The organism is Chitinophaga filiformis (assembly GCF_021646545.1).
Lineage (GTDB): Bacteria > Bacteroidota > Bacteroidia > Chitinophagales > Chitinophagaceae > Chitinophaga > Chitinophaga filiformis_A.
In genome coordinates this window covers 32,732-58,566 of the sequence record NZ_JAKIRP010000008.1, presented here as the reverse complement: position 1 = coordinate 58,566, position 25,835 = coordinate 32,732, and the positions used below count along the sequence as shown (strand labels likewise).

At 47.0% G+C, this 25,835-nt stretch carries 15 protein-coding genes; 4 read left to right on the top strand and 11 right to left on the bottom strand.

All coding sequences use genetic code 11. From position 1 onward, the window contains the following. Positions 1 to 6: 6 nt before the first annotated feature. Both L3C95_RS19515 and L3C95_RS19510 read right to left on the bottom strand, forming a co-directional pair. Positions 7 to 3,000, bottom strand: a complete 2,994-nt coding sequence (locus tag L3C95_RS19515; RefSeq protein ID WP_236390228.1) for a SusC/RagA family TonB-linked outer membrane protein — start codon at positions 2,998 to 3,000, stop codon at positions 7 to 9. Between the two features lie 405 nt (positions 3,001 to 3,405). After that, a complete protein-coding gene (locus tag L3C95_RS19510; protein ID WP_236390226.1) occupies positions 3,406 to 3,771 on the bottom strand; it encodes a hypothetical protein in 366 nt (121 codons plus the stop codon). A gap of 542 nt (positions 3,772 to 4,313) precedes the next feature. On the opposite strand from L3C95_RS19510, the gene L3C95_RS19505 reads away from it, so the two are divergent. Then, entirely contained in the window at positions 4,314 to 5,396 is a 1,083-nt protein-coding gene (locus tag L3C95_RS19505; RefSeq protein ID WP_236390218.1) for a TlpA disulfide reductase family protein, read from the top strand. Between the two features lie 89 nt (positions 5,397 to 5,485). On the opposite strand, the gene L3C95_RS19500 is transcribed toward L3C95_RS19505, so the two are convergent. Genes L3C95_RS19500 through L3C95_RS19475 form a run of 6 tightly spaced genes read right to left on the bottom strand, consistent with a single transcriptional unit; the run spans position 5,486 to position 15,121 of the window. Then, the gene (locus L3C95_RS19500) at positions 5,486 to 7,423 is read right to left on the bottom strand and encodes a heparinase II/III family protein (protein WP_236390213.1); all 1,938 of its coding nucleotides are present in this window, start codon (positions 7,421 to 7,423) and stop codon (positions 5,486 to 5,488) included. Positions 7,424 to 7,438: 15 nt separating this feature from the next. Then, a complete protein-coding gene (locus tag L3C95_RS19495; protein ID WP_236390212.1) occupies positions 7,439 to 8,653 on the bottom strand; it encodes an alginate lyase family protein in 1,215 nt (404 codons plus the stop codon). A 13-nt stretch (positions 8,654 to 8,666) separates the two neighbouring features. Next, complete coding sequence (locus tag L3C95_RS19490) at positions 8,667 to 9,656, bottom strand: DUF4466 family protein (RefSeq protein WP_236390211.1); 990 nt, start codon at positions 9,654 to 9,656, stop codon at positions 8,667 to 8,669. A gap of 24 nt (positions 9,657 to 9,680) precedes the next feature. Further along, on the bottom strand, positions 9,681 to 10,088 hold the full coding sequence (locus L3C95_RS19485) for a hypothetical protein (protein WP_236390209.1): 408 nt from the start codon (positions 10,086 to 10,088) through the stop codon (positions 9,681 to 9,683). A gap of 27 nt (positions 10,089 to 10,115) precedes the next feature. Further along, positions 10,116 to 11,957: a RagB/SusD family nutrient uptake outer membrane protein gene (locus tag L3C95_RS19480; RefSeq protein ID WP_236390207.1), complete on the bottom strand. Its 1,842-nt coding sequence runs from the start codon at positions 11,955 to 11,957 to the stop codon at positions 10,116 to 10,118. Positions 11,958 to 11,968: 11 nt separating this feature from the next. After that, positions 11,969 to 15,121: a SusC/RagA family TonB-linked outer membrane protein gene (locus tag L3C95_RS19475; RefSeq protein ID WP_236390206.1), complete on the bottom strand. Its 3,153-nt coding sequence runs from the start codon at positions 15,119 to 15,121 to the stop codon at positions 11,969 to 11,971. A gap of 1,041 nt (positions 15,122 to 16,162) precedes the next feature. On the opposite strand from L3C95_RS19475, the gene L3C95_RS19470 reads away from it, so the two are divergent. Continuing rightward, entirely contained in the window at positions 16,163 to 17,647 is a 1,485-nt protein-coding gene (locus L3C95_RS19470; RefSeq protein WP_236390205.1) for a carboxylesterase/lipase family protein, read from the top strand. Between the two features lie 259 nt (positions 17,648 to 17,906). Here L3C95_RS19470 and L3C95_RS19465 read toward each other — a convergent pair whose 3' ends face one another. Next, positions 17,907 to 18,809 carry an SDR family oxidoreductase gene (locus L3C95_RS19465; RefSeq protein WP_236390204.1) on the bottom strand — a complete coding sequence of 301 codons (903 nt, stop codon included), beginning with the start codon at positions 18,807 to 18,809 and terminating at the stop codon, positions 17,907 to 17,909. 338 nt (positions 18,810 to 19,147) lie between these two features. On the opposite strand from L3C95_RS19465, the gene L3C95_RS19460 reads away from it, so the two are divergent. Beyond that, the gene (locus L3C95_RS19460) at positions 19,148 to 19,933 is read left to right on the top strand and encodes an alpha/beta fold hydrolase (protein WP_236390203.1); all 786 of its coding nucleotides are present in this window, start codon (positions 19,148 to 19,150) and stop codon (positions 19,931 to 19,933) included. 392 nt (positions 19,934 to 20,325) lie between these two features. Here L3C95_RS19460 and L3C95_RS19455 read toward each other — a convergent pair whose 3' ends face one another. Beyond that, the gene (locus tag L3C95_RS19455) at positions 20,326 to 21,453 is read right to left on the bottom strand and encodes a FecR family protein (RefSeq protein ID WP_236390201.1); all 1,128 of its coding nucleotides are present in this window, start codon (positions 21,451 to 21,453) and stop codon (positions 20,326 to 20,328) included. A 10-nt stretch (positions 21,454 to 21,463) separates the two neighbouring features. Next, positions 21,464 to 22,075, bottom strand: coding sequence for an RNA polymerase sigma factor (locus L3C95_RS19450; protein ID WP_236390199.1), 612 nt, complete (start codon positions 22,073 to 22,075; stop codon positions 21,464 to 21,466). Positions 22,076 to 22,450: 375 nt separating this feature from the next. On the opposite strand from L3C95_RS19450, the gene L3C95_RS19445 reads away from it, so the two are divergent. Next, positions 22,451 to 25,795, top strand: coding sequence for a SusC/RagA family TonB-linked outer membrane protein (locus tag L3C95_RS19445; protein WP_236390197.1), 3,345 nt, complete (start codon positions 22,451 to 22,453; stop codon positions 25,793 to 25,795). The last annotated feature ends 40 nt before the right edge of the window (positions 25,796 to 25,835 follow it).

Genomic DNA, 25,835 nt, shown 5'->3' with positions numbered 1-25,835 from the left:
AAATGATCAGAAATCAACACCAACATGGAAGCTTGCTCTTTTCGAAGCAGGGAACGGTGTAACATCCACACCGGTAGATAAACCATTACTACCGCGGCTTGTAGAGGTAGTGATGGTATTACTTCCGAAGTTGGACACCTCGGGGTCATACCCTACATAATCTGTCCAGGTAAAGAAGTTGTTGGCCGATACGCCCAGGCGTACACCCTTGATGAAATTGGTATTTCTCAACGGTATATTATAGTAAAGCCCTATCTCGCGGATACGTACATAAGATGCATCCTGTACATAAATAGAAGCATCGCCTGCACCGGTGCGGTAAACGCCTGCTTTGGTGCCATGCAAGATGTCGTCATAGTCAAATGAAGTAGCACCCAGGTCAGTCAGCAATTGTGTGAGGTTGATATTATCGCCTCCTTTCTTCCAATGCACGAGGAACCGTAACGTGAAGTTCTTCAGGAATGTCACTTCATCATAAAAACTCATCTGGAACTTAGGTTCTGAATTACCGATCAGTTTCAGGTCGCTGCCCACAGTTCCTTTGATCTGTGTAGCCGGCTGTCCTTCTTCCAGGTAGAAAGTACCGAGTGAGTTACCAAAGGCGCCGATCGCATAAGGAGGTATGATCAGTTTTGTCACCTTTGAACGGTTGCGCCACCAGCTGATAGAGGAAGACCACCGGATATTTTTATTGTTGATCGGAATAGCTGTCAGTCCCAGCTCAATACCCTGGTTCTTCAGGTCACCACTGTTCTTCCACTCGTTCGCATAACCGGAAGATCCTGGCAATGCATGACGTAGCAGCACATCCTGGATACGCTTGTTGTAATAGGTTGCTTCCAGGCTGATCCTGCCGTCGAGTACACTTACGTCCAGACCTGTTTCGAACTCAGACTGTCTTTCCGGTTTGATGTCGGGATTACCCAGCAGGTTGTCTACCAGGATACCGGGATATCCGCCGATATTACTTCCCAGCATACCGGTGAATTTACTGCTGTATGGGGGTACGTTACCAGACTGTCCATAGGCTGCACGTATCTTCAGGTTCTGAACATTTTTCGTGTTCCAGAATTTCATTTTCGCAATGTTCCAGGAAACGGCACCTTTAGGGAATACATAATATTTCTTGTAGTCACCGTTGTTGGTAGACCGGTCAAAACGTACGCCACCACTCAGCGTAACAGCATCGATCAGTGAGAGGTCTTCCTGTATGAAGATACCATTGTCACGGTACTTCTGCCTGAACTGGCGGGTAGCGGTATTGGCGCTCGCGTCGAGATTGCTCTGGCCTGCCACAAGGTTGGTGGCCACTGTTACGATGTTGTCCATGAAACCAGTTTCCAATGTAGCACCTACAGTACTGGTCAGGGTAATGTTTTCGTTTGGCGTGAAAGTATTGGCCAGAAAACCGCCTAAGTTCGTGTTTGTATTATTGGTATTACCCTGGATGGAATGTCCCTGTAAGGCATTCTCCTCAAACTGCAGATCGCGTGGGAACAGTGCAGCTGTTTTATAGTTAAAATAATCCACACCGCCACGGCCGATGAATTTAGTAGACGAACGGTCGTTCTGCTGAATGCGGATCTCCAGGTTAGCGCCACCTACGAAACGGTTGGTCAGCTCATTGTTTTTCATTTTATCACGCGTCTCCAGCGGATTGGATGCTGCAAACGGGTTGCGCGGATACTCACCCAACGCATTCGGGAACAGGTCCACAAAATCGGGGGTAGATGATAAAGCTACCCCGTAGGTCACACCGTTGTTATCATTGTTCGTCAGCCCTCTGTCAGCATCGGAGTGAATATAACTGGTAGTGACACCCAGGGATATATAATCGCTTATCCTGTGATCGATATTCACGCGGACAGAGTTATTGAAATAACCGGTATTCTTAACGATACCCTGTTCCTGCCTGCGGTTGCCGGAGATATAGAATGTGGTTCTGTCTCCACCTCCACTCAGGGACAGGCCGGTATTCAATATCAGACCTGTTTCTCCGTACATTTCCTTCTCATAGTCGAAGATCTTACCAGCGCTTTTAGCGGCGTTGTATTGCGCCGCGTATTGCGCACGTCTGGCTATTACGGTAGGGTCAGGACTGGAAGCCGGACCAGCCAGATCTGCAGCTGTTTCGGCGGTAAAAGTACGCACGCCCATCAGGTGCCTTACTTTAGCAAACCCTGTTTCCTGGTTTACACTGATCCTTGTTTTACCGGCCCTTCCTTTTTTAGTAGTGATGATCACCACGCCGGCTGCAGCTTTCGCGCCATACAGGGCGGCAGCAGAGGCACCTTTCAGGATCTCGATGTTCTCGATATCCTGTGGGTTCAGGTCAGCGATACGGCTGGAGGGGTTATCCTGGTTGTTGGGGTTACCTGCAGTAGCAGCACCGGTTACGTCATTCAGTCCTGCCGGGATACTGCTGTTATTGAAGAAGATACCATCTACGATATACAGTGGCTGCGAGTTACCGAATACGGAAGTGATACCTCTCATTTTCACGGAAATACCACCACCGGGAGCGCCGGAGTTGGCCGTGATCAATGCGCCGGGAACCTTGCCGCTCAACGCAGCGTCGAAGGTCTGCGCAGGTGCAGTACCAGACAGCTGGTTCGCATTGATGGTGACCACGGTATTGGCCAGGTTACTTCTTTTGACAGTAGTGGCCAGACCGGTTACCACGATTTCGTCCAGTTTAGCGAAGTCTTCTTCCATCGTAATGTCCAGGGACGAACTGCCTGGCGATACTTTGATAGTCTGTGTTTTGTACCCGGTGAAAGAGACAAGAAGAGAAGCGTTGGAGGGAACGGATAAATTATAAGCACCGCTTGCATCAGAGATCGTTCCCCTGTTGGTGCCCTGTATTCTGATAGTCACACCGGGAATAGGCCTGCCATTCACGGCGTCCTTAACTTTACCTGAAATGTTTTGCTGCGCAAATAGTGCCAGTGTGCTACATAGAAATAGCAACACAAGCAAGCTGGATTTGGGTAGAAGCATAGCTTGTTCGATTTAGATATGATGATGATTGATAAAAAATGCTACAGTTTCCTTTACTGATCTTGTGATCCGCGATTTTCAGATTTTGGTGGTAAACGTGCTATTGGTCATGTCTGCTTATTTAACAGTTAACAGTGCGTCGTGGTTCCCTGCCGGCTCATTCCTTCAGCTGCGGGGTTTCCGGTACATCGGCAGGCGGACTCTCATAAGCGGTCTTTATAACGTCGAATAAGTTCGGCAGATTACGAAAAACTCAAAGCATTTCGTTTTTTTTGTTTGGGCGATTTATACTATATTTTCTGATGGCCTCCTTCCTTCTGCAATAGTTTAGCATTAAGCAATAAATTCCCGTAACCGGATTACTATGTAACCGGTTACGGGACATTTATATTTATATAGCAATGATCAGGGCTTTACACTACCCTCAAGAGCGCCTTTGAGATCTTTGGAAATTAGTTTGTTCCCATCATAGAATGATACAGTGGCCTTATCTTTAATACTGAATTTCACAGGATTCAGCAACATCACCTTGCCACTGAAATTATCCAGTTTCAGTACCTCTCCCGTGGAATTTTTCTGCACCTGTATATAAGCGATAGCGTTAGGCCCATCTTTAGACAGGTCAACGTAAAAGGTATAATAATAATTGCCGTCAGTCTGGTATCCGATTTCGGTGAAAGGAGGTCTGTCATTACTTGCTTTAGCTACTGAAATGAAGGAAGACAGTGCCATAATAACAATAAGAAATAGGTTCAATGCGCGCTTCGTCATAGGGATAGTTTTCGTTTAAATAATAATAAAGGTTCAAGGTTCTACTACAATTTAACAATTTTTTATATTTAAAAACAACTTTTATTCGTTATGAGGACAAAATAATTTGGGCGGCTTTCTGAAAATATTTTCTAAAATTTTTTCTCTACTGAATATCAATTACTTAATAACCTAAACGGGTATCCGTGGCAAAATATTTTTCTTTGAGTGTTTTGACTCCATTAACCCGGTTACCAGCCTCATAACTTCCATATAATAAATCAATTATGTATTTCTCCAACCCACATTGAGCTTACTCATAATATCTACGACTTCACTTTTCCTGTCCATATACTTTAATTTTTTTTTTAACCCTTGTACGCATATCGGGTATTAAATGTTGTCTTATATGCAAAGGGTTCATTCAATACAATGCGCGTTTAAATTTTGAATCTGGGTTAATAATTCGTGTAACCATAATTATAAGGTACATAATAATAAAGGTAAAATAGATGAACAGAAGCTTAATGGTTCTTGCAGCCTGCTGCATAACTATGCCCGCAATGGCGCAATCCTTTCAGATTAAAGGAAAGCTCGGACGATTACAGGCGCCAGCCAAGGTGTATATTGGTTACACTTACGATGGCAAAAGCGTATACGATTCTGCAGATGTTGATAATGGTAACTTTTCGTTCGACAAACCTGTCGACTATCCTACCAACATCCTGCTGACTGTAAGCAGGGACGGAGAACCACAGACTTTCTTTAATGCAAAGGATATTGCTCATCTCTACGTAGAACCAGGTTCAATCGTGTGGTTAACATCCGATGAAAGCATTTCTAACTTTGATTCTAACGGATCTGCTTCACAGGATGATTACAAAACTTATCAGAAGTTCATGGCAGATGCAGAAGAAAAACTGACACTGCTGACCACCGAATCATCCAACACATTGCAGAATGATGTATCGGAAAAAGCACTTGCTGCTAAAAGCACATATATGGAGCATTTCCGGGCTGCAATGGACTTCAGGAAACAAAAAATGAAAGAGTTTATCCAGCAGCATCCTGAGATGTATATCAGCCTGGATATCCTTGAAGAATACGCAGGTGCATTTATCGACTACCGTGATGTTGAACCTCTGTTCAAATCACTGGCCGATCATACAAAATCATCTGCAAAAGGTAAGGCATACCTGAAAAAGATCGAGGTAGCAAAACAGACTGCCGTTGGCGCTCCAGCTCCCGACTTCTCTCACAAAGATCCTAATGGTAACAGGGTAACACTTTCCTCCTTCAAAGGAAAAGTAGTGCTCCTGAACTTCTGGGCCAGCTGGTCTGCCGCTTCCAGACTGGAAAATCAGCAGCTGAAACAGATCCTGAAAGCGTACACTGCGAAAGACGTGATCGTGATCAACGTGGCACTGGAAGAACGCAAGGAGCCATGGATCCAGGCGATGAATGAAGACAGAATGCCCGGTTACAATGTATCCGATCTGAAATTCTTAAGAAACGAAGTTGCTGAACTTTATAACGTTACTGCAGTTCCGCAGAACGTGCTGATAGACGGCGCCGGAAATATTATTGCCAGAAATCTGAAGGGGAGTCAACTGTCAGAAAAATTAGCTGGTATAGTTGGTAAATAAGTAAAAGAGTGTAATCATAACAGGTAGTCATAGTGAATTAATGCAAACCCGGCAGGTGAAAACCTGCCGGTTCTTTTTTTATTAAAATTCTACATAGCTTCCACGAGAAATTTCAGTTTGCCCTTTGTCTTCACCGCTCCCTCCAGATTGATCCTGTAAATGTTATCGCCCCACTTTTGACGCACGCCTCTATCCTCCTCTGTTTGTAGCGGTACTTTCTCTACACGCGCCACAAGCTCCTTTGCCGGGTAATGCAGATAAAAATCCTTTGATCCGCTTCCCTCCTTCCGGTGTATTACCAATACACCCGGTTTCACCACTTCTACGGGGTAACAGGTCATCAGATGTTCCGTTACCTGTCCATCTCCCGCCAGCTGTATCACGTCTTCTATCTGTACGTTCTTCCCTTTGTTGAGGCGGATGCTCCGCTGCCATTGTTTGATACCTGCCTTCTCCGGATAGGAAGCGCTGATATCCATTGCCAGGGTACTGGCAGCCGGGCTGCTGCTGTACACCACCTTTTCCGCCCTGAACCTGCTACCGGCTGATTGCGGATAACCGTTCACCGTAGGGACATTATGGTAGTCTGAACGGTTGTACCAGATGTCATATCGCTTGCTGCTGAAAGTCTTGGCCGTGTATGTACCGCGTCCCACATCTATCAGCACCGGCAATCCGTTATGATATACAACATAATTCCCAACATCATTATGGTTATGGCTCTCGTCATTGTGCCCTCCCTGGGCAGCCACAAAAAATCCATCCGTGCTTCCTTTTTTATCCCGGGCTATCATCACCTGCAGGTCCGGCCACCACACATCACCCGGTAATACCAGCCCTTTATCCGCATGTTGCAATTCATCCTGCATGAACAATACGAACAGGTGTCTGAAATAATGATACCCTCTCACAGAGGCCGGGTTCTCGTTCTTCAGGTAATAAGCCCCGAAACGCATCATAGCCGTATCGTTTATGTCCTTACCAAAGCGGTAGATCATACTCGCGGCCATCCCCGGTTGAGGGTCCGCATCCGCAAAGTTCAGGAAGTACCGTTCACTGATCTGTGCTTTGTAGATGAACCGGCCCATCTCTGCCACTTTCTTATCAGCATATACATATGCAAAGGCATTGTTGGTAGCCAGGTTCAGTAAAGAGATGTTATCATATAACGAAGCTGCCGCTGCGCCCCAGTAGCCCGGGCCCTCATCACAGCCGCCATCGGCTGGATACGGATTCAGGAATGCATCCAGTACACCCAGCAGCTTTGATACTGCCGCTACCCGCTTGCTGTCATCTTTCTCCAGCAGCAACACAGAATTCAGCCAGTTGGAACAGATCCAGGGATTCCAGTTGTTGGGGCGCCTGCCACTACCACTCGATCCCATCCACCCATGAGGTTTCGTCATCAGTGGCTCGAAGATGCGCTTGTTTGTTTCATAATAGATACGCTTTCTCACCTGGGGAGATACCTTATCCAGTTCCTGTCCCAGGAAGTAGTCCACCCATGCCAGTAATGTGGCCGTCTCCGCTGAAAACAGCTCTACAAAAGGTGCGGATACATCCATCAACCCGTCGAAAGACCTGGGCAGATGCGCAGGGGCGCCCCAGAAAGATTCTTCGCAGATAGACCATACGCCATTCACCACCTGGTCAGTGAACCGGCCTTTATGTTCATACACCTCCGCCAGTAATAGCGTACCTAATACTTCTCTTTTTTTACTGCTGATGTCCTGGTACTCTGTACGGTTCCCGTTGCGGATAATGAGTAATGATTTCACAGCGGGAATGCCCGGCCATTCATAGTTCAAGAAGCCTTCTGCCTTTTTTATAATAGCCGCCCCAATAGCAGGATCAGCCTTCTCCCATCCCACCCGGTTTTCCAGGTGTGGGAAGGGCTCCCATTTTGCCTGAGGTATCAGCTTGTCTGCCAGTTGCGCGGAGGTATACCGGCCGCTTAACAGGTTCTGTGCCAATAACTCACTCCCCAGCAATAACAGCATGCAGGTTAAAACGGTATATGTTTTCATGAGACCTTTGTTTTGTTAATATGCCCAATCTGTGAGCAACAATAAATTATTCCGGAAGTCCTTGTGCAACGCTCTCAATGCAGCCAGATCTATATCCCTGTATTTTTTGGCAGCCACCTCCGACAACTCAAGAAACTCTTCATCATGCTTCGGTTTGATCTGCTGGTATTGCCAGTCTTTCTTTCCCGTTGCATAAGGCAGCAACCAGGTATATGCTTTCTTCAGGCTTTTCTTGTCCGGACTTTCATAATGCCAGAGATCTACATCCACGTTCTCGGCCAGTAAAGCCAGTTCAAAGAAGGCCCGCAAATTAAACAGGGAATAGTTCCAGGAAAGTGTTCTGGCCAGTTCTTTCGGCTGACGCCCATCTGCCTCCAGCTGGAGGTCTATCCGTTTCCTGGTCTGCTCTTCCAGCATCCGCCGGGCCAATTCCCGCTGACCGGTAAACAGTGCAATCACGACCTGCTGCACATCATACCAGGTACCATGATTATTCATTTCATCCGCCTCATCCTTCCCTATGGGGCTGGTACGCATCCACAGGAGGAATTCTCTGTACCACTCCTGGATGCCCTTGTACTCGGCAGCAGATAAAGATTTCGAATGTTTCAGCAACTGTACACCATCTATCAGCATGGTGACATTGTGGGTATCAATAAGCCCAATTCCCCTGCCTTCTGTAATACCAGGAATTGCCTGTCCGTAATTCAGGTTCGGGTTCATCCTGGTGGCAGGGTCGAGAAACCACGTCCGCAGCAGGCCAGCAGCATGAGCTGCATACCTTTCGTCGCCAGTGTAGAACCAGGCCAATCCCAGGAAATATACATCCCGGGATATGGCATTCTGGTACTCATCATCTTTGATGGCATAGCGTTCGGGGTTGACCTGTCCGTCCTTACGGATATACGGCAAGCCGTTCGCTTTGCTGGAGTCGGGCCACCAATATGGCCCGACGCTCATATAATCATGCTTGTCACCACTGGGTGGCACCTTATCTTTATATACTACAGAATAAGGCCCGTTCTTCAGTGACCGGTCAGCTATGGAAAGCAGTTCTGCCAGCGCCTGCTGCATAGCCGGCTCCTGCCGGGCAATCCTCCGTTTTGCTTCCAGCAGCTTTCCCGCTTTGATCAGGAAAGTCTCCGGCGGCGATTGCGCCTTCAAAGTGCTGACACATACCAGCAGGGCCAGGATCAACAGTATACAAACCTCTATTGCAGGCGTTCTCATAAAAAACATCTATTTATTTAAGCGTGTAACGTTTTATACTGATGGTGGCGCTTTTTTTGCCATCATCCACCTTATTCATAAAAATATAAGCACGGTATTTCCCGTCAGCTGTCTCAATCCAGGCGCCCGCTTCTGTCTTAAGATTGATCGCATAATCAGGCGCGCCCGTCATATCCAGCTGCTGGAAATCCAGGTCGTCAATATAAACACCATACTGCAGACGTGCAAGATGGAAGTCGCGCAGGTTCCACGTCTTACGGATCTTCGTATCCCTGTTCACACCCGCAGGCAATACCACACCGGGCAGATAAGCGGTATCAGCCGCCGGCGCCACCAATGCATGATTAAAGGAAACACCGGAGATAGACCTGTATAAGTATACAAGATCTACTTTGCCTGCATTCGTAGCAGCATCCGTTGTGTTATAGACAGCCATATCTGCAATGGAGATATAACAGGCTTCCCCGTTCTTCACTGGCAGATCGAGCACCATATCCATATTGGAAATGGTATACGGCCCCATTACATACGACACCGTTTCCCCATTACTACTCTTAGCCGAGAAAGTGAACTTCACCTCTTTTCCCCGCGCAGCTTTGGGGATCACATAATAATACCTCAGCGTCACCGCATTGGTGTCTTTCGTAAATGCCACCCTGGTAACAGGGCCTTCATTTACAGATGGGTCACCGATAGGAATGCCCACATCCTCACCACTGCCGTTTGTATAATAAGACTTATTCTCCAGGTAAGTGGCAGTATCTCCTGCAATGGAGGCTTCTACCTGTGCCGATACGATCTTCCCCCTGGCAGCAGGAAGCGCTATTGCATAAGCAAACTCAATCTTCAGACCTGCCACATTAGGTCCGAGCGTTCTTTTGATACAGTCATTCTGCAGCTCGTTCTTAGGCTCAGGAATAGCGTATTTGTCGTCCTTACACGCTACCATTGAAAGGCAGAGCGAGAACAACCATAGTGTATATCTAAAATATCCAGCGTTCATAAAAAACATGTTTAACTGTAAATACTACCTTGGCTGCACCGTTACGATCACCTTATAGGTCTTTCTCACCTTCCTGTTGCCCGAAATAACCGTATAGGTCCTGGGATTAGCCAGATCAGAAAAATCAGTAAAGCCGGTGATCTTCGGGTCCAGCTTCGCATCCGTTACCAGCGTAAACTGCGGATACAGGTTTTTGAGGTCCGTGCCAAAAAAAACAGTGACATTGACAGTACAGGCCACTGTATCTATTACAGCATTCTTAGTGCGCACTGTCTGGAAATCGGCACCCAGCAACTCAAAATTGCTGACATAACATTCCGCCCGGGTAGTGATCAGCAGACCATCTTCATCGATAGGGTCTTCCTTGCTGCAGCCCATCCAGCCGAAAGCGCCGAGGAGCAGTAATAATATGATAGAGGAATATCTTTTCATTTGTCTTGATTTTAACAGGTTAGGTAATTATAACCAGGGCGTATTCTGTGTCAGGTTAGGGTTCCTGTTACGTTCGCCCGGTGGGATCCTGAAAATGTAACATTGCTGGTACTCCCGCTCAGACATGTTCTGGAAATAACGGGACGCCTGTGCGCCATAAGTATCGATACGCCATACGCCATTACCGTAAGGTGGGTTCCATACCCTTTCAATGGCTCTCCACCTGCGGAGGTCAAATGCACGTTGCCCCTCTCCGAACAGCTCCACAATGCGCTCCTGTTCAATAGCGCTGAAGAATGCCTCCTTACTGGCTGTTTTATCTGCAGCCAGCGGTGGCAGGTTTCCGCGGTGGCGTATCCTGTTCACCAGTGCAATGGCATCCGCCTGTGGACCATTCACCGCGTTCGTAGCCTCCGCATACATCAGGTAAACGTCTGCCAGACGCATAACAGGATAGTTATAGGTACCATCGCTGCGGCCCAGACCAGCAGTATTCCGGAGGAATTTACGCAGCACATAACCCGAGTTACAGCCATCCGTATTGTAGCTGGTGTACTGAACGCCGTTGATGGTCACAGGCTGATTCCAGGTCTTGTAAATGAACGGCACCCATCCGGTCGATTTCAGGGAGATCATTCCCACACTCACCTCGTAATCCCACATAATGGAAGACTTCATCCTGTAGTCCCGGTTAGCATAGCTTTGGGGGTTTATAGCCGAATTAGGGGCTGTTCTTGCACCAGGAGTGGTTGCGTTCATGGGAATCAGTTTGTCCGCAAAATCGCCTGTAATAGTCGATTGGTACCTGTCTGCAATCTCATACCGGGGAGACACCCAGCATTGTGAACCTTCATGGGACCGGCCGGCTACGTCGCGCATCAGTTCTTCCCCCTGGTTTGTGCCTGTACCGCCATGTGTAAAGGCCATGATCATTTCAGCATCGCCGTTAGCAACGGGCGTGAACAAGTAATAATAGTTCGGTAGTTTGTCTGCTTTCCCCAGCTCATCGCATTCACCGGGTTCGCCACCCCTGAAAAGCGTGAGTCCATAGTCATTGATCACTTTACTAAAGTCATCAGCAGCGGCCTTGTAAGCTTCATTACCTGCACCTTCATCCGGGGTGAATGTATCCAGTTCCGGCCAGCCGAATTTGTTCCAGCAGGCCCAGTACAATTGTACCTTACCGCGAAATGCCAGTGCTGCCGGTTTCGAAGCACGTCCCAGCTCCGGTGCTTTCGCCGGCAGTTTCTCAAAAGCATAGGTGAGGTCTTCGAGAATAGAATCTTTCACCTGTGCCAGCGGCGTACGGGCCTGGTTAGCTACCTCCGCATTGTTATAGATTACATGATCGATATAGGGCACATCTCCCCACATGGTGATCAGTCGGAAGTACACCATTGCTCTGAGCAAACGGGCTTCTCCCACTATTCTTTCCAGTTGCGGCAAGGAAGATTCACTGGCAGTTGGCAGCATCTTCCTGACGTTCTCAATCACATAGTTGGCACGGTGCACGCCGCCATACAGACGTTCATACATTTTGTCGAAGTTGTCGCCATAACCCGAAGGACTATAATCACCGCCATTATAGGCATCACCTCTCTGCAGGTTGCCGCTGGCAGTACTGGTGCCACGGGTCCTGATATATTCTCCCTGTCCGTCGAAATAGTAATCACGGTCAAAGAGCGGTCTGATATCGGCATAGGCGCCCATCAGCGCAAAGGTTGCATCTGCCTCTGTTTTCCAGAAGGAAGCAGTTCCCAACTCAGTGGTCGGTTCCCTGTTCAGCAGGTCTTTCATACAGCTGCTGGCAAAGAAAGCGCTAAGGCATAACACACCAGCGAAATATATTTTAACAGTTGCTTGTTTCATGATCATTACATTTATAAACCCATGTTTAAACCTACCGCATAAGATCTGTTCAGCGGGTAAGCATTACTTCTGTTTCCCGTCAGCTCCGGGTCAAGTCCGCGGAAAGAGGTGATCGTTGCAATATTCTCCGTGGCACAATAAATGCGGAAGTTGGCGATACCGATCCTGTCCAATAACTTCTTCGGAAAACTGTAGCTCAGCATGATATTCTTAAAGCGGATATAACTGAGATTATCCAGCCAGAAACTGGTCTCCACCCTGTTGTTACTACCTCCCAGGCGGGGCCATTCACCGTCCCGGTTCTCCACCGACCACGGATTATTCCAGTGGTTCCAGCTCGAAGCATAGCGCTGTAAACCGAAGTTGATATTGTTGTAGTTGTTGATCCAGAAATCCTTGCGTCCCGTAGCTCCCGTGATGAGGAAAGACAGGTCAATGCCCTTCCATGAAAAGTTGGTATTCAGTGCCGCCATAGTAGTAGGTCTGTCACGCTGCACATTGGGGTACGCCCGCATGTCATTACCGTCTATACGTCCGTCGCCATTCAGGTCTTTACGGATAATATCTCCGGGAGATGCGCCCTGTGGCGTGTGACTATACACATCCTGCCAGGTCTGGGCAATGCCCACATCCTCATAAGTATACAGGAAATGATAAGGCATATCCAGGAATACCCATCCCCGGCCTAAGAACTCATTCCACTTCTCAAGCCTGGTAGTATTGTATGATGCATTCAGGTTCAACCCATACTTCAGCTCTCCTACCTGGTCCGACCAAAGGAGATTGAGTTCAAAACCCTGGTTACGCAGATTACCAATGTTTCTGCGTGGTGCACTATATGCGCCCGTCAAAAGAATAGACATTTCCGACGGACGGTTCATGCCACTTGTGAGACGGTTATAGTATTCCAGCTCAGTGGTCAGACGGTTGTCAAAGAAGCCGAGGTCCAGACCGATGTTCAGCACTTTGGTAGTTTCCCATGACAAGTCCCTGTTCACCATCTTCTGGTTCACAAAACCTTTCACGATCGTACCATCTATCATGTAATTGCTGGCGGCCAGCGTACCCTGTTGTTCATAACGGCCTACACCACTATTGTTACCCAGGGCGCCATAAGTAACACGGAGTTTACCGTTACTCAGGAAACGCTTTGTGAAAGGATTGATGAACGGCTCTTCCGTAAAGCGCCAGCCCAGCGCACCGGAGGGAAAAAAGCCATACTGGTGTCCAGGCAGGAAACGCGAAGAACCATCGTAACGGAAACTCGCTTCAAGCAGGTACCTGCCAAAAGCGGTGTAGTTCGCACGACCGATATAAGAGCGCAAGCCTTCCGTACTGGAGTTTCCACCGGTCGACTGTATGTCTGTCAATGCGGCGTCCACTTCATGTAAGGTGGGATACAACCTGTCATTACGCCCGGCGCCCTGGTAGCGGTCATACCAGAATTCCTCGCTATATACGCCCAACAGGCTGATGTCATGGTTGCTACCAAAGCTGTGCTGATAGGTCAGGCGTCCGTTCAGCATTGTTTTATAACCGGTATTGGTATAGTTACCCACGCCGGCGTTCTCGCCCACATATACGCGACTGCCGAAGGTGCCCGTCTGGAAGTTGAATGAACGGTTGGGAATATTGGCGTTCCAGCGGAACTGGTTATAGTAATTCAGCGTGTAATCCACCCGTCCTGTCAGTCCTTTTATGGGTTCCCAGTCCCAGTAGGCCATCGCGTTCGCCTCCTGCCTGTTCTGGCGGTTCAGCATATTCTGGTACACGGTGTAGGGATTATATGCCTGTGGATCCTCATTATAAGCCATTACACCTCCGTAATATCCCGTTAGCGGATCATAAGGCGTAATACCGGCAATAGCATATTGCAGATCGAAACCTGCCGTATTGGAAGCGTCATCATCGGTATAGCCATCTGCCAGCGCATATGTATACTTGGACCAGTTGCCGTTGAAGCGCAGACCGGCATTCATATTTTTACGCAGTTTATTGTCGTAGTTGAAACGGGCATTGTATCGTTTGTAGTCGTTGTTGATCTGCAAACCCTTTTCATTCATAATACCTGCGGAGATGAAGAAGTTGGAGTTCTCTGTTCCACCTGATGCCGAGAGATTATAATTCTGCAGACTACCATTACGCATGATCACTTCCCACCAGTCTGTATTGGGAAAGCGTAATGGGTCTACCATGCCCATAGCCATCCATTGATCGATAGTACCGTCTTTAAAATTATAGTACTCTCTGAGGGTGTTCACTGCGGCTGCACGCTGATGTAAAGTCAGTGCCCGTGCGTAATCAGCCATGAAATCGTATGAGCGGGTGGGTACTTCAACACCATAGCCGCCAGAGAAATTGATGGCTGTTTTCTTTTGTCCTTTCCCAGATTTGGTGGTGATGAGAATGACCCCGTTCGCCGCCCTCGAGCCATAAACAGCAGCAGACGTAGCGTCTTTCAATATAGAGATGGTCTCTATATCGTTCATGTTGATACGGTTGATATCAACATCAGGCATACCGTCTACTACTACCAGCGGACTGGCATTATTAACGGTACCCAATCCACGGATGATCAGGCTTGCGGCATTGTTGCCCGCCATGCCCGAAGATTGTGTTACCGCCAGTCCCGGCGCAAGTCCAGACAAGGCGGAAGATGTATTGGGCAATGCCCTGTTGGTAACCTTCTCATCCATCTTTACGACAGAAACGGAACCTACAAGGTTCACTTTCTTTTGTGTGCCGTATCCTACTACGACCACTTCCCCCAAAGCTTTCTGATCTGGTTCCAGTATCATGTCAAGTTTAGCCTGACCGGAAAAGGGAATTTCTTTTTTCTGAAATCCCATAGAGGAAAAGACAAGTATACCTTTGCTCTTAGTTGCACGCAGGGTATAGTAACCGCCTTCATTCGTAGCGGTACCAGTGGAAGTACCTTGCAATGATACGTTGACACCCGGTAATGGTTGTTGATTCACATCTGTAACGCGCCCGTTAATGATCCGTTGTTGTGTAGTGTCCTGAAAAAAAATCGTGGCTGGCACTGGTAAGGTAGTTGCTGCAGCATGTGTAAATGATCCTGCTGAAAGGAGGAGAACAGGCAGAATACTTCTGGCATAGAGCCATCGTACCCCCAGTCCCATTGGGAGTAAATGATTAGTCATAACGTTGGTATTTAAAGACAATAAAAGGCTTGTGCCGTGTGCTACGGCATAAAAGACAATAAAAGGCTTAGGCCCTATCTACCGGCATTTAAGACAATAAAAGGCCTTGCCGGCTTTCACCGGCATGTCATCATAACAGCCCTTTTTCAGCATACAAACGTTTGTATGCTAGGAGCTGCTCATAACTGTTTTGCTGATTGAACTTTTCATACGTGGAATGATTTTAAATAACGATAAGACAATAAAAGGATTGCGCGATATTCTTCCGACCATTAAGACAAAAGAAGGCCCTTGCCGGCTTTTACCGACGCGTCATCATGATAGTCTGTCTCTAGAGTGCAAACGTTTGCATTCTATGAGCTGCTGATAACAGTTTTGTTAAGTGAATTAGTCATGCGTGGAATGATTTTAAATGTTCGATTTAGATTTGGTTCGAAAGGGAATAACTCTTCTACAGAAATATAGTTCGTCAATACAAATGTAGTAAAAAGGCAATCGATTGCAACAAAAATATTAAAATGCTTTTATAATAATTAATAATCCGGTTCCATCATCCTTTCGGCATGCATAAGCCACTATATTACAATCAATTCGAAACATCCTACTCAGCAGCTTCCACGTTGCCGGTCACCCGCCCCGCCAGTATCGTTGTTTCGCCACGGTAATCCCCGTCTACAAACACTGGCACCTGCGCGAAGCCGATTACAGCGAATGACGAAGCTGGTTTATGTGAACACAGAAAACGTGTGTACAACGATTGCCCCTGCGCGAAGCCAGGCTTGTAACCCAAAGCGAAACCGTCTACCCGAGCGCGGACGTCATATAGTATCAACTGTATCAATTTCCGCACTTGAAAGTTTGCAACCTTCTGCAAGGGATACACTCTTATATAAGTGCTTCTATTCAGTACGCAGGAACAACTACATTTATTATTACCGCAAGATAAAAAAATGCCCCTCTTCTGCCGCACACTTCCGTCAGAAGTCTGTGAAAAAGAAGTCAGCCCAAATCCTTATCTTGACGCGTTCAATTATTATTGTTATGAATTGCTTCGCTGCCATAAGAGTTGCACTCACAATCACCAGTTCCTGCTTTCTATTGTTGCTGTGTGGTACTGCGTCCGCACAGGAACAGCCAGTTGTCAGAACGCCACGTGGATACATCCGCGGCATACAGGAGAAAGGCATCTTTGTTTTTAAAGGCGTGCCCTTTGCAACAGCGCCCGTAGGTGATCTGCGCTTCAAAGCACCAAAGCCAGTGCAAGCCTGGAAGGATACACTTTCCTGTACGCAGTTTGGGCCTGTAGCGGCCCAATATGCAGGAGACACCAGGACAGTAAGAGGTGAAGAAGATTGCCTCCAACTCAACATATACACGCCTGCTTTAAAACCTGCTAAAAGATTGCCCATACTGGTATGGGTACACGGCGGCGGTATGACCGGCGGGAGTGGTATCGGACAAAACGGCCATGCCTTTTCACATAATGACAGCATCATTACTATTACCATCAATTACCGGCTCGGCGTATTTGGTTTCTTATACCTGAATGATGTACCAGGCTATCAGACGGCGGGCAACAACGCATTGCTGGACTGTATCATGGCCCTTAAATGGATCAGGGAGAACATCAAAGCTTTTGGCGGAGATGCGTCCCGTGTAACAGTCATCGGGGAATCAGCAGGCGCCAAACTGATCTCCTGCTTACTTACGACTCCCGCTGCCAAAGGACATTTCAGTCAGCTTATCCTGGAAAGCGGCGCTGTCAACTGCATCCGCGATACGCTCACAGCGAAAACCATCCGTAAACGCCTGATGGATACACTCGGTATTAGCAATCCTGCGGAGCTCCTGCAATTACCAACCGCCACCCTGATAGAGGCACAGGCCAAAGTTCTCGGAGGCGCTAAAGGAACTAATTATTTCGGTCCTGTTCAGGATGGCATGCTGATCAAAGAGGATGCCTTGCAATACATCAGGCATCACCGGAATAAAAATGTCAGGGTGCTGCTAGGCACAAACAAAGCGGAAGCCCTACTATTCATGAATATAGACAAACGGCTGTATACCCCCGATTCAACGGTATTGAGCGACTGGTTTGGGGACAATTTTAAATACAGTTACAAAGCGTGGCAATCCATCCGGAACCTCCCCCGCGATACAGCTGCTGTGATCACCTTAAGCAGGTACATGTATCAGCTGCATACGTACCGTCTCGCAAAAGCACTGGTGGCGGGTGGCTATCCAACATGGATGTACTCTTTTGAACAGCCCAACAAAGGCACTCCTGCCACCCACGCAGAAGAATTACAATACGTCTGGTATGAACCTGGTCACGGTGCACCGACTAATATTCCACTGGCCGCGCTGATACATCAATATTGGGTAGATTTCATAAAAGGCCGTCCGCTCTGGCATAAATATGATAACAACCGCTCAGGGATGATCTTCGCCGAAGAAAGCCGTGAAGGGGTAATGAATGATTATGAAGATCCTAACCACCCAACGATGGGATTTATCTTACACTAATACAAAAACAGACTGACTAAAAAGGTATCTTCTCTCTTTTCTGATAGACGTTTCCTTTTTAGTCAGTCTGCGTACTATTGATTCTATACTACCTGAGTATTCGGGCCCATAGAAGCCCCAATCACCTAATGATTCTCTATTAGGTTCATTCGGATCAGCGCTGGTTACTATCGCCCTACAAATGCTCCGCTCACATATCTGTTTCCATGCGCAGCAGGTCACGCTTACCCCGTCACCTGGTAGACATGCAGATACCCGTTTAGATAGTCGGCATACCTCCAGTAACCGGTACAGTAGCGCCCGACATATAACTTGCCTCCTGGGATGCCAGTAAAACATACACTGCCGCAAGTTCCGCCGGCTGACCGGGACGTTTCATCGGTGTGTTTGCGCCAAACTTCGCTGTCTGCTCTGCTGAAAAGCTGGCAGGTATCAATGGCGTCCAGATTGGTCCCGGCGCTACGCAATTCACCCGGATGCCTTTCTCGCCCCATAGCTGGGCCAGCGTAGCGGTAAAGTTCTGGATAGCCGCCTTGGTCACCGTGTAAGGAATGAGCGTGGGCCTGGGAGTGTATGCATTAACAGAAGTTGTATTGATGACAGCGCTGCCTGGTTTCAGATGAGGCTCTGCCGCCTTACATAGATAGAACATGGAAGTCACGTTCACCCGCATCGTTTGATCCCATTCTTCGCTGGAGATCTCCTGCAGCGATTCGTGCGCTACCTGAAAGGCCGCATTGTTTACCAGGATGTCCAGTCCGCCGAACTCGCGTACCGCCCTGTCGATCATCTCCTTGCAATGTGCCTCACTGCTGATGTCGCCGGGGAAAAGAATTGCCTTTCTGCCTTCTTTTTCTACATAAGCAGCGGTTTCTTTTGCATCTTCTTCTTCATTTAGATAGGAGATCAGTACATCAGCTCCTTCCCTGGCGTAAGCAATAGCTACCGCCTTTCCTATTCCGGAGTCTGCGCCTGTAATGATGGCCTTTCGTCCGGTAAGTTTACCACTTCCTTTATAGGTGTTCTCACCATGATCCGGCTTGGGCGTCATTTTCTGCTCTGAACCTGGCAGCTCCTGCTCCTGCTCGATAAATTCAGGTTGAGGATATTGTTCAACCGGGTTAACGATGACAGTATTTTTCCCTTTTACTTCAGTTGCCATGACATGACTGTTTAAATGGTTTATAATACATTCACTGTTGTCAGACACTTAAGCCGTAAATTCAATGCCAGAATATCCGCTTCCATTATCCGGCCAAAAGAGAGCCGGATTGTTGCCCGGAATCGTCATCCGTGTAACAATTTGTACACAATAAGCGAAGAGATGGCCTTTCTCTGCTGTTCGCCAGGACAGCTCAGTTTGACCCGTCCCGCCCTCAGAATTGGCCCGTTTGCCACCCTTCTGATCGGATATAGCGCTGTAAGTTTGCGGCAAATAACTCATCAATGCGACTGAAGTCACTGATAATCACTTTCCTCCTTATTGTAATACACTTACAAATGAATGCACAACACGAACAGACAGGACATTACGCGGCAATAAATGGCCTGAACATGTACTATGAGATCCATGGCAAGGGTATGCCCCTTGTATTAATTCATGGCGGAGGTTCCACCATAGCCTCCAACTATGGACGTATTCTACCGGAACTGGCCAGGACACACCAGGTCATCGCCGTAGAGTTACAGGCACATGGACATACGAAAGACATTGATCGCCCTTTAAGTTTCGAACAGGACGCAGACGATGTGGCTGCATTATTGAAACAGCTACATATTGAGAAAGCAGATATCATGGGTTTCAGCAACGGAGGCACCACTACACTGCAGATCGCTATCCGTCATCCGCAACTGGTGAACAAAATTATACTTGCCTCCGCCCTGTATAAAAGGGAGGGCATGATGGACGGTTTCTTTCAGGGCATGGAACATGCCACCTTCGATCAGATGCCACAGCCGCTAAAGGATGCCTACCTGAAAGCGAATCCTGATCCCAAAGGGCTGGACGCTATGTTCCACCGCGACGTAGCCAGAATGGTAGGTTTCAAAGACATCCCTGATGAGCTGATCAAAAAAATCCAGGCGCCTGCACTGGTAATAAATGGCGATGCTGAGGCAATAAAAGCCGAACATGCTTTCACACTGTCACGTACCTTACCTCACGCGCAGCTGGCAATATTACCTGGCGGGCATGGAGATTATATCGGAGAGATCTGTGCGCCGGACCGGAACAGTAAAATACCGGATCTCGTAGTGGCAATGATAGAAAAATTCCTCAAAGGTTAGCAGATAAGCTGATAGCTAAGCATAAAAAAAGCCGGTAAGAAATTACCGGCTTACTACTTGACTAGCTAAAAAAGGTTAACAATTTCTGGATGGTGCAAATGATTGTCTATCTGGGAACATACCAATTAGTCATTTTGAGGGCAACTCTTGACTCATTAGTACCTGGGGTAATCATAGGACGATAAATAAAAACTAACCAACTTTAATAATGTATAGCACTTCAATTATTATCTAAGATCATTTATCATGAGTATTTAAGATTACATATACCAGTTATTTAAACAGCTATTATGAATACATACAGCCGTCCGTCGCATGTACTTTAAATGCCTTATCCTGAACACTTACCGCTACTCATTATCTCTGCCATAAATATCTTATCATGAGTAGCATCACTTATCGCCTGGTAGTGATAAACGATGTACGCCGTTCTCATTCGAATAGTTAAGATCATTTACCAGCGCATACTGCTTCAAAAAGACCTCTACTGGCAAATCGCGATCAATGGAAACTCTTGCCCGCCGGTCACCAATGGCAGGATCAAATTCAACATTTTCTCCATAGATCCTAATCACGGCCTTCTTTATATCAGCTATCCCGGCATCCGGCAGGTCGGTTACACGTTCCCGCCATTTCTCCACCTGCAGCGCGTTAAATGATTGTACCTGCAGATGTTCCTCCTTATATACAACCTCCTGTCCGGGTTTAAGATTTACGCTTCCACCCTTCCCTTTGACATGTACACTACCCGTGAAGAGCGAGACCTGTAAACCCTGTTCATTATATGCCTTCACGTTAAAACTGGTACCCAATACTTCTACCACTTCCTCATTCTGCAAGTGAACGATGAACGGCATCTGCGGATTTTCTGCTACCTTCAGGAATGCTTCTCCGCGCAACGATACCTCTCTCTTCGCTTTTCCGAAGCCTGTCTTCCAGCTGAGCACCGAACCTGAATTCATGTGTACAAGCGTACCGTCATTCAGTTTTATTGTATACTCCCTTCCCCATGGCACGATCAGCTTAATGCTGTCATTTCCACTAACAACCTCAGCCAGTGATAATGTTTCATTTTTATTATATACAAATGATCCGCTGGGGTCTATTTCTCCCCCCTGACCGTTCAGCGCTATCACTTTTCTATTAAGATCTAACCATACACTCTGCCCCTTCGCGAACAATGTCTCCGTTTTGCTTTTTTGTCCGAAATAATACAGCGCCGTAGCAAGCATCCCCACAAAACAGGCTGCTGCCAGTGCTGTGAACACCATCCGCCGTATCCTGCCTCTTTTATGCAGCTGGGCATTGCCCATGTCAATGATCTTCTCGGCAGAAGTCGTCCTTATCTGCCGGATCTCACTGATCTGCGGGTCCAGGATCTTGTGCATGTGCTCCGATAATTCTCTCACTTCCGAAGAGGTTCTCATCAACTCCTGCAACTCCGCTCGTTCTTCGCTGGTGATAGATCCGGTTATCTCGGCAATTATGAGGGCTTCAGTTTTCAAGTTTATATTTTTCATGGTTATATTATTATAGACAAGATTGGGATAAGAAATAGATGAAAAGAATTAAAATTTTTTTTGAGCCCCCTCTTTTCTTCCTGGAACCGAGGAGTTCGTTCCGGATATGATTTTCTGCATTCTGAACATGGCTCTTTATGGTAGCCTCTGTTACGCCGGTCTTCGCCGCCGCCTCTTTAAAGCTCAGTTGATGTAAACGGATCATTTCGAACGCTTCCCGGCTTTTCTTAGGTACCCTTTTGAGGACTTCCCTGATCTGTTCCATCCTTTCACTTTCCCTGTCAAAAGGTATCAGGTCCACCCCAAACGGGTCTACGTCCTCCGCATACCGCTGTTTCTTCCTGGCCTGGCGCTGGTTTCTTTCTGATTTGGTGATACTTCTATTATACGTAGCAGAAATCAGGTAAGTCCTCAGGTCTCCCCGGATCCTCAAACGGCCCTTCCTTTTCCATAATTCCATAAACAGTTCCTGTACAATATCCTCTGCATCTTCGGAATTTCTGAGAATATAAAATGCGTAAGATTTAACATCGCTGGCATATAGGTCAAAGAGCTGCTTAAAGGCGCGTTCACTGCCTTCATTGATCTGTATGATCAGCAATTCATTATCTGATAGTTCCATATGTTGAATTTCTGTTTTTGGTCATCTTCGTGGACTAATATTTGCGTTACAAATTATTGACAGCGCAATTCCTGCATAATCTGGTCATGAGTTAAATTGTCTTGGGATTATCATAAGATTGATATGAAAGAGTCGAGTCAGGAGAAAGTGTACTAAATTAGCTATTATCGTTATGATAATAAAATTATCCGGTTTCTAGCGCCCGGTCTATATGTTATGAAAGGCTTTACCACAACTATTCTGGACTAATTTACTTTTTTTCAGGCATAAGTAACAACCCAAAAGCATAACTAATCGTTTATCATTTGGCATATAAAAATTGTCTACCCGACAGGAACATTACTGATAGTCTTACAAAAACTTTATACCAGAGATATGCAACTTTCCCGGAGGCATGCCAGCACGCTATACCCCATGCTGTTATTTCATTTCTCACTATACTTATCCACTGCAGTGATTGCGCAGGACAAACCGTCTCCCGCAGCCATGAAAGTAAGTTTGTCTGTGCACAAGACTACTTTACATGATATATTCGACAGCATCAGTGTACAAACAGGTCTGCATTTCACATATTCCCTCAACGATCTGGATGAGAAGGAGAGATATACCTTTCACGCCGCCAATGAACCGGTACTGGCTGTTGTCAACCGTTTAATTAATAAAAATGGATTGTCAGGCAAGGTGGTAGGAAAGACTATCTTCATATCCAGGCTACCACCGGACGCAGACACCAAAGAGCGGGAATCCGTTAAGGCTACGTCCGATAAAAAGTCATACCGTTTCCATGGGCATGTATACGATAGCACCGGTACGCCGCTGCCCGGGGCCACCATCCTGATAAAAGATACCAAAAAAGGCTATACAGCGAAGGAAGACGGGCAGTTCTTCTTCTCAGACACGGCAGCCTATCGCGTCCTGCAGATCAGCTATACCGGTTTCTATACAGAGGAATATTCCGTAACTAATCCTGACAAGGATATCAACGTAGTGCTTCGCCACAATACCAGTCCTCTCGACGAAACAGTTGTCATTGCTTATGGCACCACTTCGAAACGGCTGAACACAGGAAATATAACGAAGGTTTCTTCCGGTGACATCGAAAAATATCCGGCAAGTAATCCACTCCTGGCGCTTCAGGGCCGTGTGCCCGGTTTGACTATCTACCAGGCCAGTGGTGTACCTGGCACTCCACTGGATATCCGTCTCAGGGTACAGAACTCCTTTCTGAGTAACAATACGCCCCTGATCGTCGTAGACGGCATTCCGTTACCCGTCGGCAATCAAAATGTCAACCTGCTCACCAACCACCCTAACAGTAATGTGGGCCTCTTTTCCATCTTCAATGCCATAGACATTGCCAGCATTGAAGTACTGAAGGATGCTGACGCTACCGCCATTTACGGCAGTCGCGGTGGGAATGGGGTTATTCATATTACGACCAAAAGAGGCACTGCCGGTAAACTAAAGCTTACGGCCGATTATACGATGGGCTACAGTCAGGTTAGCAGAAAACTCAGGCTGCTTAACACACAACAGTACCTGAGCCTCCGGCATGAAGCGTTCAGGAACGACGAACTTGTACCCTCCAATACGCCGGGTAGTTCCGGCTATGCACCCGATATCCTGTCCTGGGATACTACACGATATACCGACTGGCAGGATTGGCAGATAGGAGGCAGCGCTCCCACCAGTCGCGCTAACCTGTTCCTGTCTGGCGGCAATGCAACTACCCAGCTGATGATGAGCCTCGGCTTCTCCCGGGAAGGCACCGTATTCCCCTCCGATATGGCCTACCTCAGGGGAACGAGCAGCTTCTCCCTCAACCACATGTCTGCAGACGGCAGGTTCAGGCTCGGACTATACATGAATTACGGAAAAGACAGGAATGATATGTTCAACAATTCTCTGTCGGCATCCATACTGCCTCCCAATGCGCCGAAACTATACGATACAAACAATCAGATCATATGGACCGAGGGTAACGAACCGTTCAAGAATCCGGCGGCGGAATTTTTGAAAACCTATACGCATGAAAAAGAAAACCAGATTGTCAATCTCAACGCCGAGTATTCAATCATCCAGGATCTAAAGGTAAAATTCAACCTGGGCTACAACAGCACAACGGCAAATGAAAATCTACAGATTCCTAAAGCTTCCCAAAACCCTCATCTGTCCGATAACGACGTCATTACCGGTACATCCTCTTTTGGGAACAATAACTTCAAAAGCTATCTTGCAGAGCCGCAGGCAGAATACTATCGCCGCATTAAAAACGGAGAACTGACCATACTCGCCGGAGCATCCTTTCAATATACGAGCAATTATACCTCCACAATCGTGGGAACAGGTTATAACAATGATGCGCTGCTGTCCTCTATCGATGGGGCCAATGCCATATCCAGCAAACTCACCAACCGGCTCGAGTATAAATATGGCGCCATCTTTGGCAGGGTTACCTATAAACTGAAAAACAGGTATATAATAAATCTTTCAGGCCGAAGGGACGGAAGTTCCAAATTCAGTCCTGAACACCGGTTCAGCAACTTCGGCTCAGTAGGTACTGCATGGATCTTCTCAGAAGAAACTTTCACAAAGAAAACATTTCCATTCCTCAGCTTTGGAAAACTCAGATCGAGCTACGGCGTTACGGGCAATGACCAGATAGCTGATTACAAGTACCTGGATACCTGGTCGCTTTATCCCGGTAATCCCTACCAGAATATAACGACCATGTTTCCCGACGCGCTCTATAACCCGGCCTATAACTGGGAAAGGAGCCGAAAGATTGAAGCAGCGTTGGAGCTGGGCTTCCTCAAAGATCGGCTGCTCACTTCATTTGCCTACTTCCGGAACAGAAGTGACAACCAGTTGTTAAACTATGCACTGCCCTCACAAACCGGCTTTGGCGGTATACTTAAAAATTTTGACGCGCTGGTACAGAGCAGCGGCTGGGAATTTACTATCAACGGAGACATCATAAAAAGTAAGTCCTTTATATTCAATGCAGCATTCAATCTCAGCATCCCCAGGAACAAACTGCTCCGTTTTGACAACCTGGCTAACTCGTCCTATGCCACTACATATGTAATCGGAGAATCCTTGAATGTGCTCAATAAACTGCAATCTCAGGGCGTTTCTTCAGATAGTGGCATCTTCAGAATGGTAGATGCAGATGGTAACGGTCATTATACACCCTCGGACTACAAAGTTATTGGCAATCTTGATCCGCTATATCATGGAGGCATCCAGTTGAATCTACAATACAGACATTTTAGTTTTTCCTTATCAGGTGAATTCAGAAAGCAACTGGTACCTAACTATCTTTATCGGACCTATATCAACAACTTCTTTCCAGGGACGATGGTCAACCAGTCCGACCTGGTCCTGGATCACTGGCGACAAAAGGGAGACAATGCCAGGTATCCAAAATATTCCACGAAACCGACAGGTACAGTCTATATTTCCAAGAACAACGTCCTTAATTCTGAAGAGGCTTATGCTGATGGCAGTTTTCTGAAATGCCGGAATGTTGCTGTCTCCTATACACTGGATATGCGTAAGCGTAAAGACAAAACACTTGTGCAGCTTACGATCTTCTGCAATGCACAGAACCTTTTCACAATCAGCAAGTATAAGGAAGGCGACCCGGAAACGGCGAATATCCTTAGTTTACCTACACTTAGAACTATTGCAGGAGGAATGCGGTTCTCTTTAAAATAAATGTGACTGAAACAAATACTATATGCGTAATACGTTTATT

Excerpts from the sequence above, each read along its gene's own strand:
- L3C95_RS19515 (WP_236390228.1), bottom strand. The coding sequence starts at position 3,000 with ATGCTTCTACCCAAATCCAGCTTGCTTGTGTTGCTATTTCTATGTAGC.
- L3C95_RS19510 (WP_236390226.1), bottom strand. The coding sequence starts at position 3,771 with ATGACGAAGCGCGCATTGAACCTATTTCTTATTGTTATTATGGCACTG.
- L3C95_RS19505 (WP_236390218.1), top strand. The coding sequence starts at position 4,314 with ATGGCGCAATCCTTTCAGATTAAAGGAAAGCTCGGACGATTACAGGCG.
- L3C95_RS19500 (WP_236390213.1), bottom strand. The coding sequence starts at position 7,423 with ATGAAAACATATACCGTTTTAACCTGCATGCTGTTATTGCTGGGGAGT.
- L3C95_RS19495 (WP_236390212.1), bottom strand. The coding sequence starts at position 8,653 with ATGAGAACGCCTGCAATAGAGGTTTGTATACTGTTGATCCTGGCCCTG.
- L3C95_RS19490 (WP_236390211.1), bottom strand. The coding sequence starts at position 9,656 with ATGAACGCTGGATATTTTAGATATACACTATGGTTGTTCTCGCTCTGC.
- L3C95_RS19485 (WP_236390209.1), bottom strand. The coding sequence starts at position 10,088 with ATGAAAAGATATTCCTCTATCATATTATTACTGCTCCTCGGCGCTTTC.
- L3C95_RS19480 (WP_236390207.1), bottom strand. The coding sequence starts at position 11,957 with ATGAAACAAGCAACTGTTAAAATATATTTCGCTGGTGTGTTATGCCTT.
- L3C95_RS19475 (WP_236390206.1), bottom strand. The coding sequence starts at position 15,121 with ATGACTAATCATTTACTCCCAATGGGACTGGGGGTACGATGGCTCTAT.
- L3C95_RS19470 (WP_236390205.1), top strand. The coding sequence starts at position 16,163 with ATGAATTGCTTCGCTGCCATAAGAGTTGCACTCACAATCACCAGTTCC.
- L3C95_RS19465 (WP_236390204.1), bottom strand. The coding sequence starts at position 18,809 with ATGGCAACTGAAGTAAAAGGGAAAAATACTGTCATCGTTAACCCGGTT.
- L3C95_RS19460 (WP_236390203.1), top strand. The coding sequence starts at position 19,148 with ATGAATGCACAACACGAACAGACAGGACATTACGCGGCAATAAATGGC.
- L3C95_RS19455 (WP_236390201.1), bottom strand. The coding sequence starts at position 21,453 with ATGAAAAATATAAACTTGAAAACTGAAGCCCTCATAATTGCCGAGATA.
- L3C95_RS19450 (WP_236390199.1), bottom strand. The coding sequence starts at position 22,075 with ATGGAACTATCAGATAATGAATTGCTGATCATACAGATCAATGAAGGC.
- L3C95_RS19445 (WP_236390197.1), top strand. The coding sequence starts at position 22,451 with ATGCAACTTTCCCGGAGGCATGCCAGCACGCTATACCCCATGCTGTTA.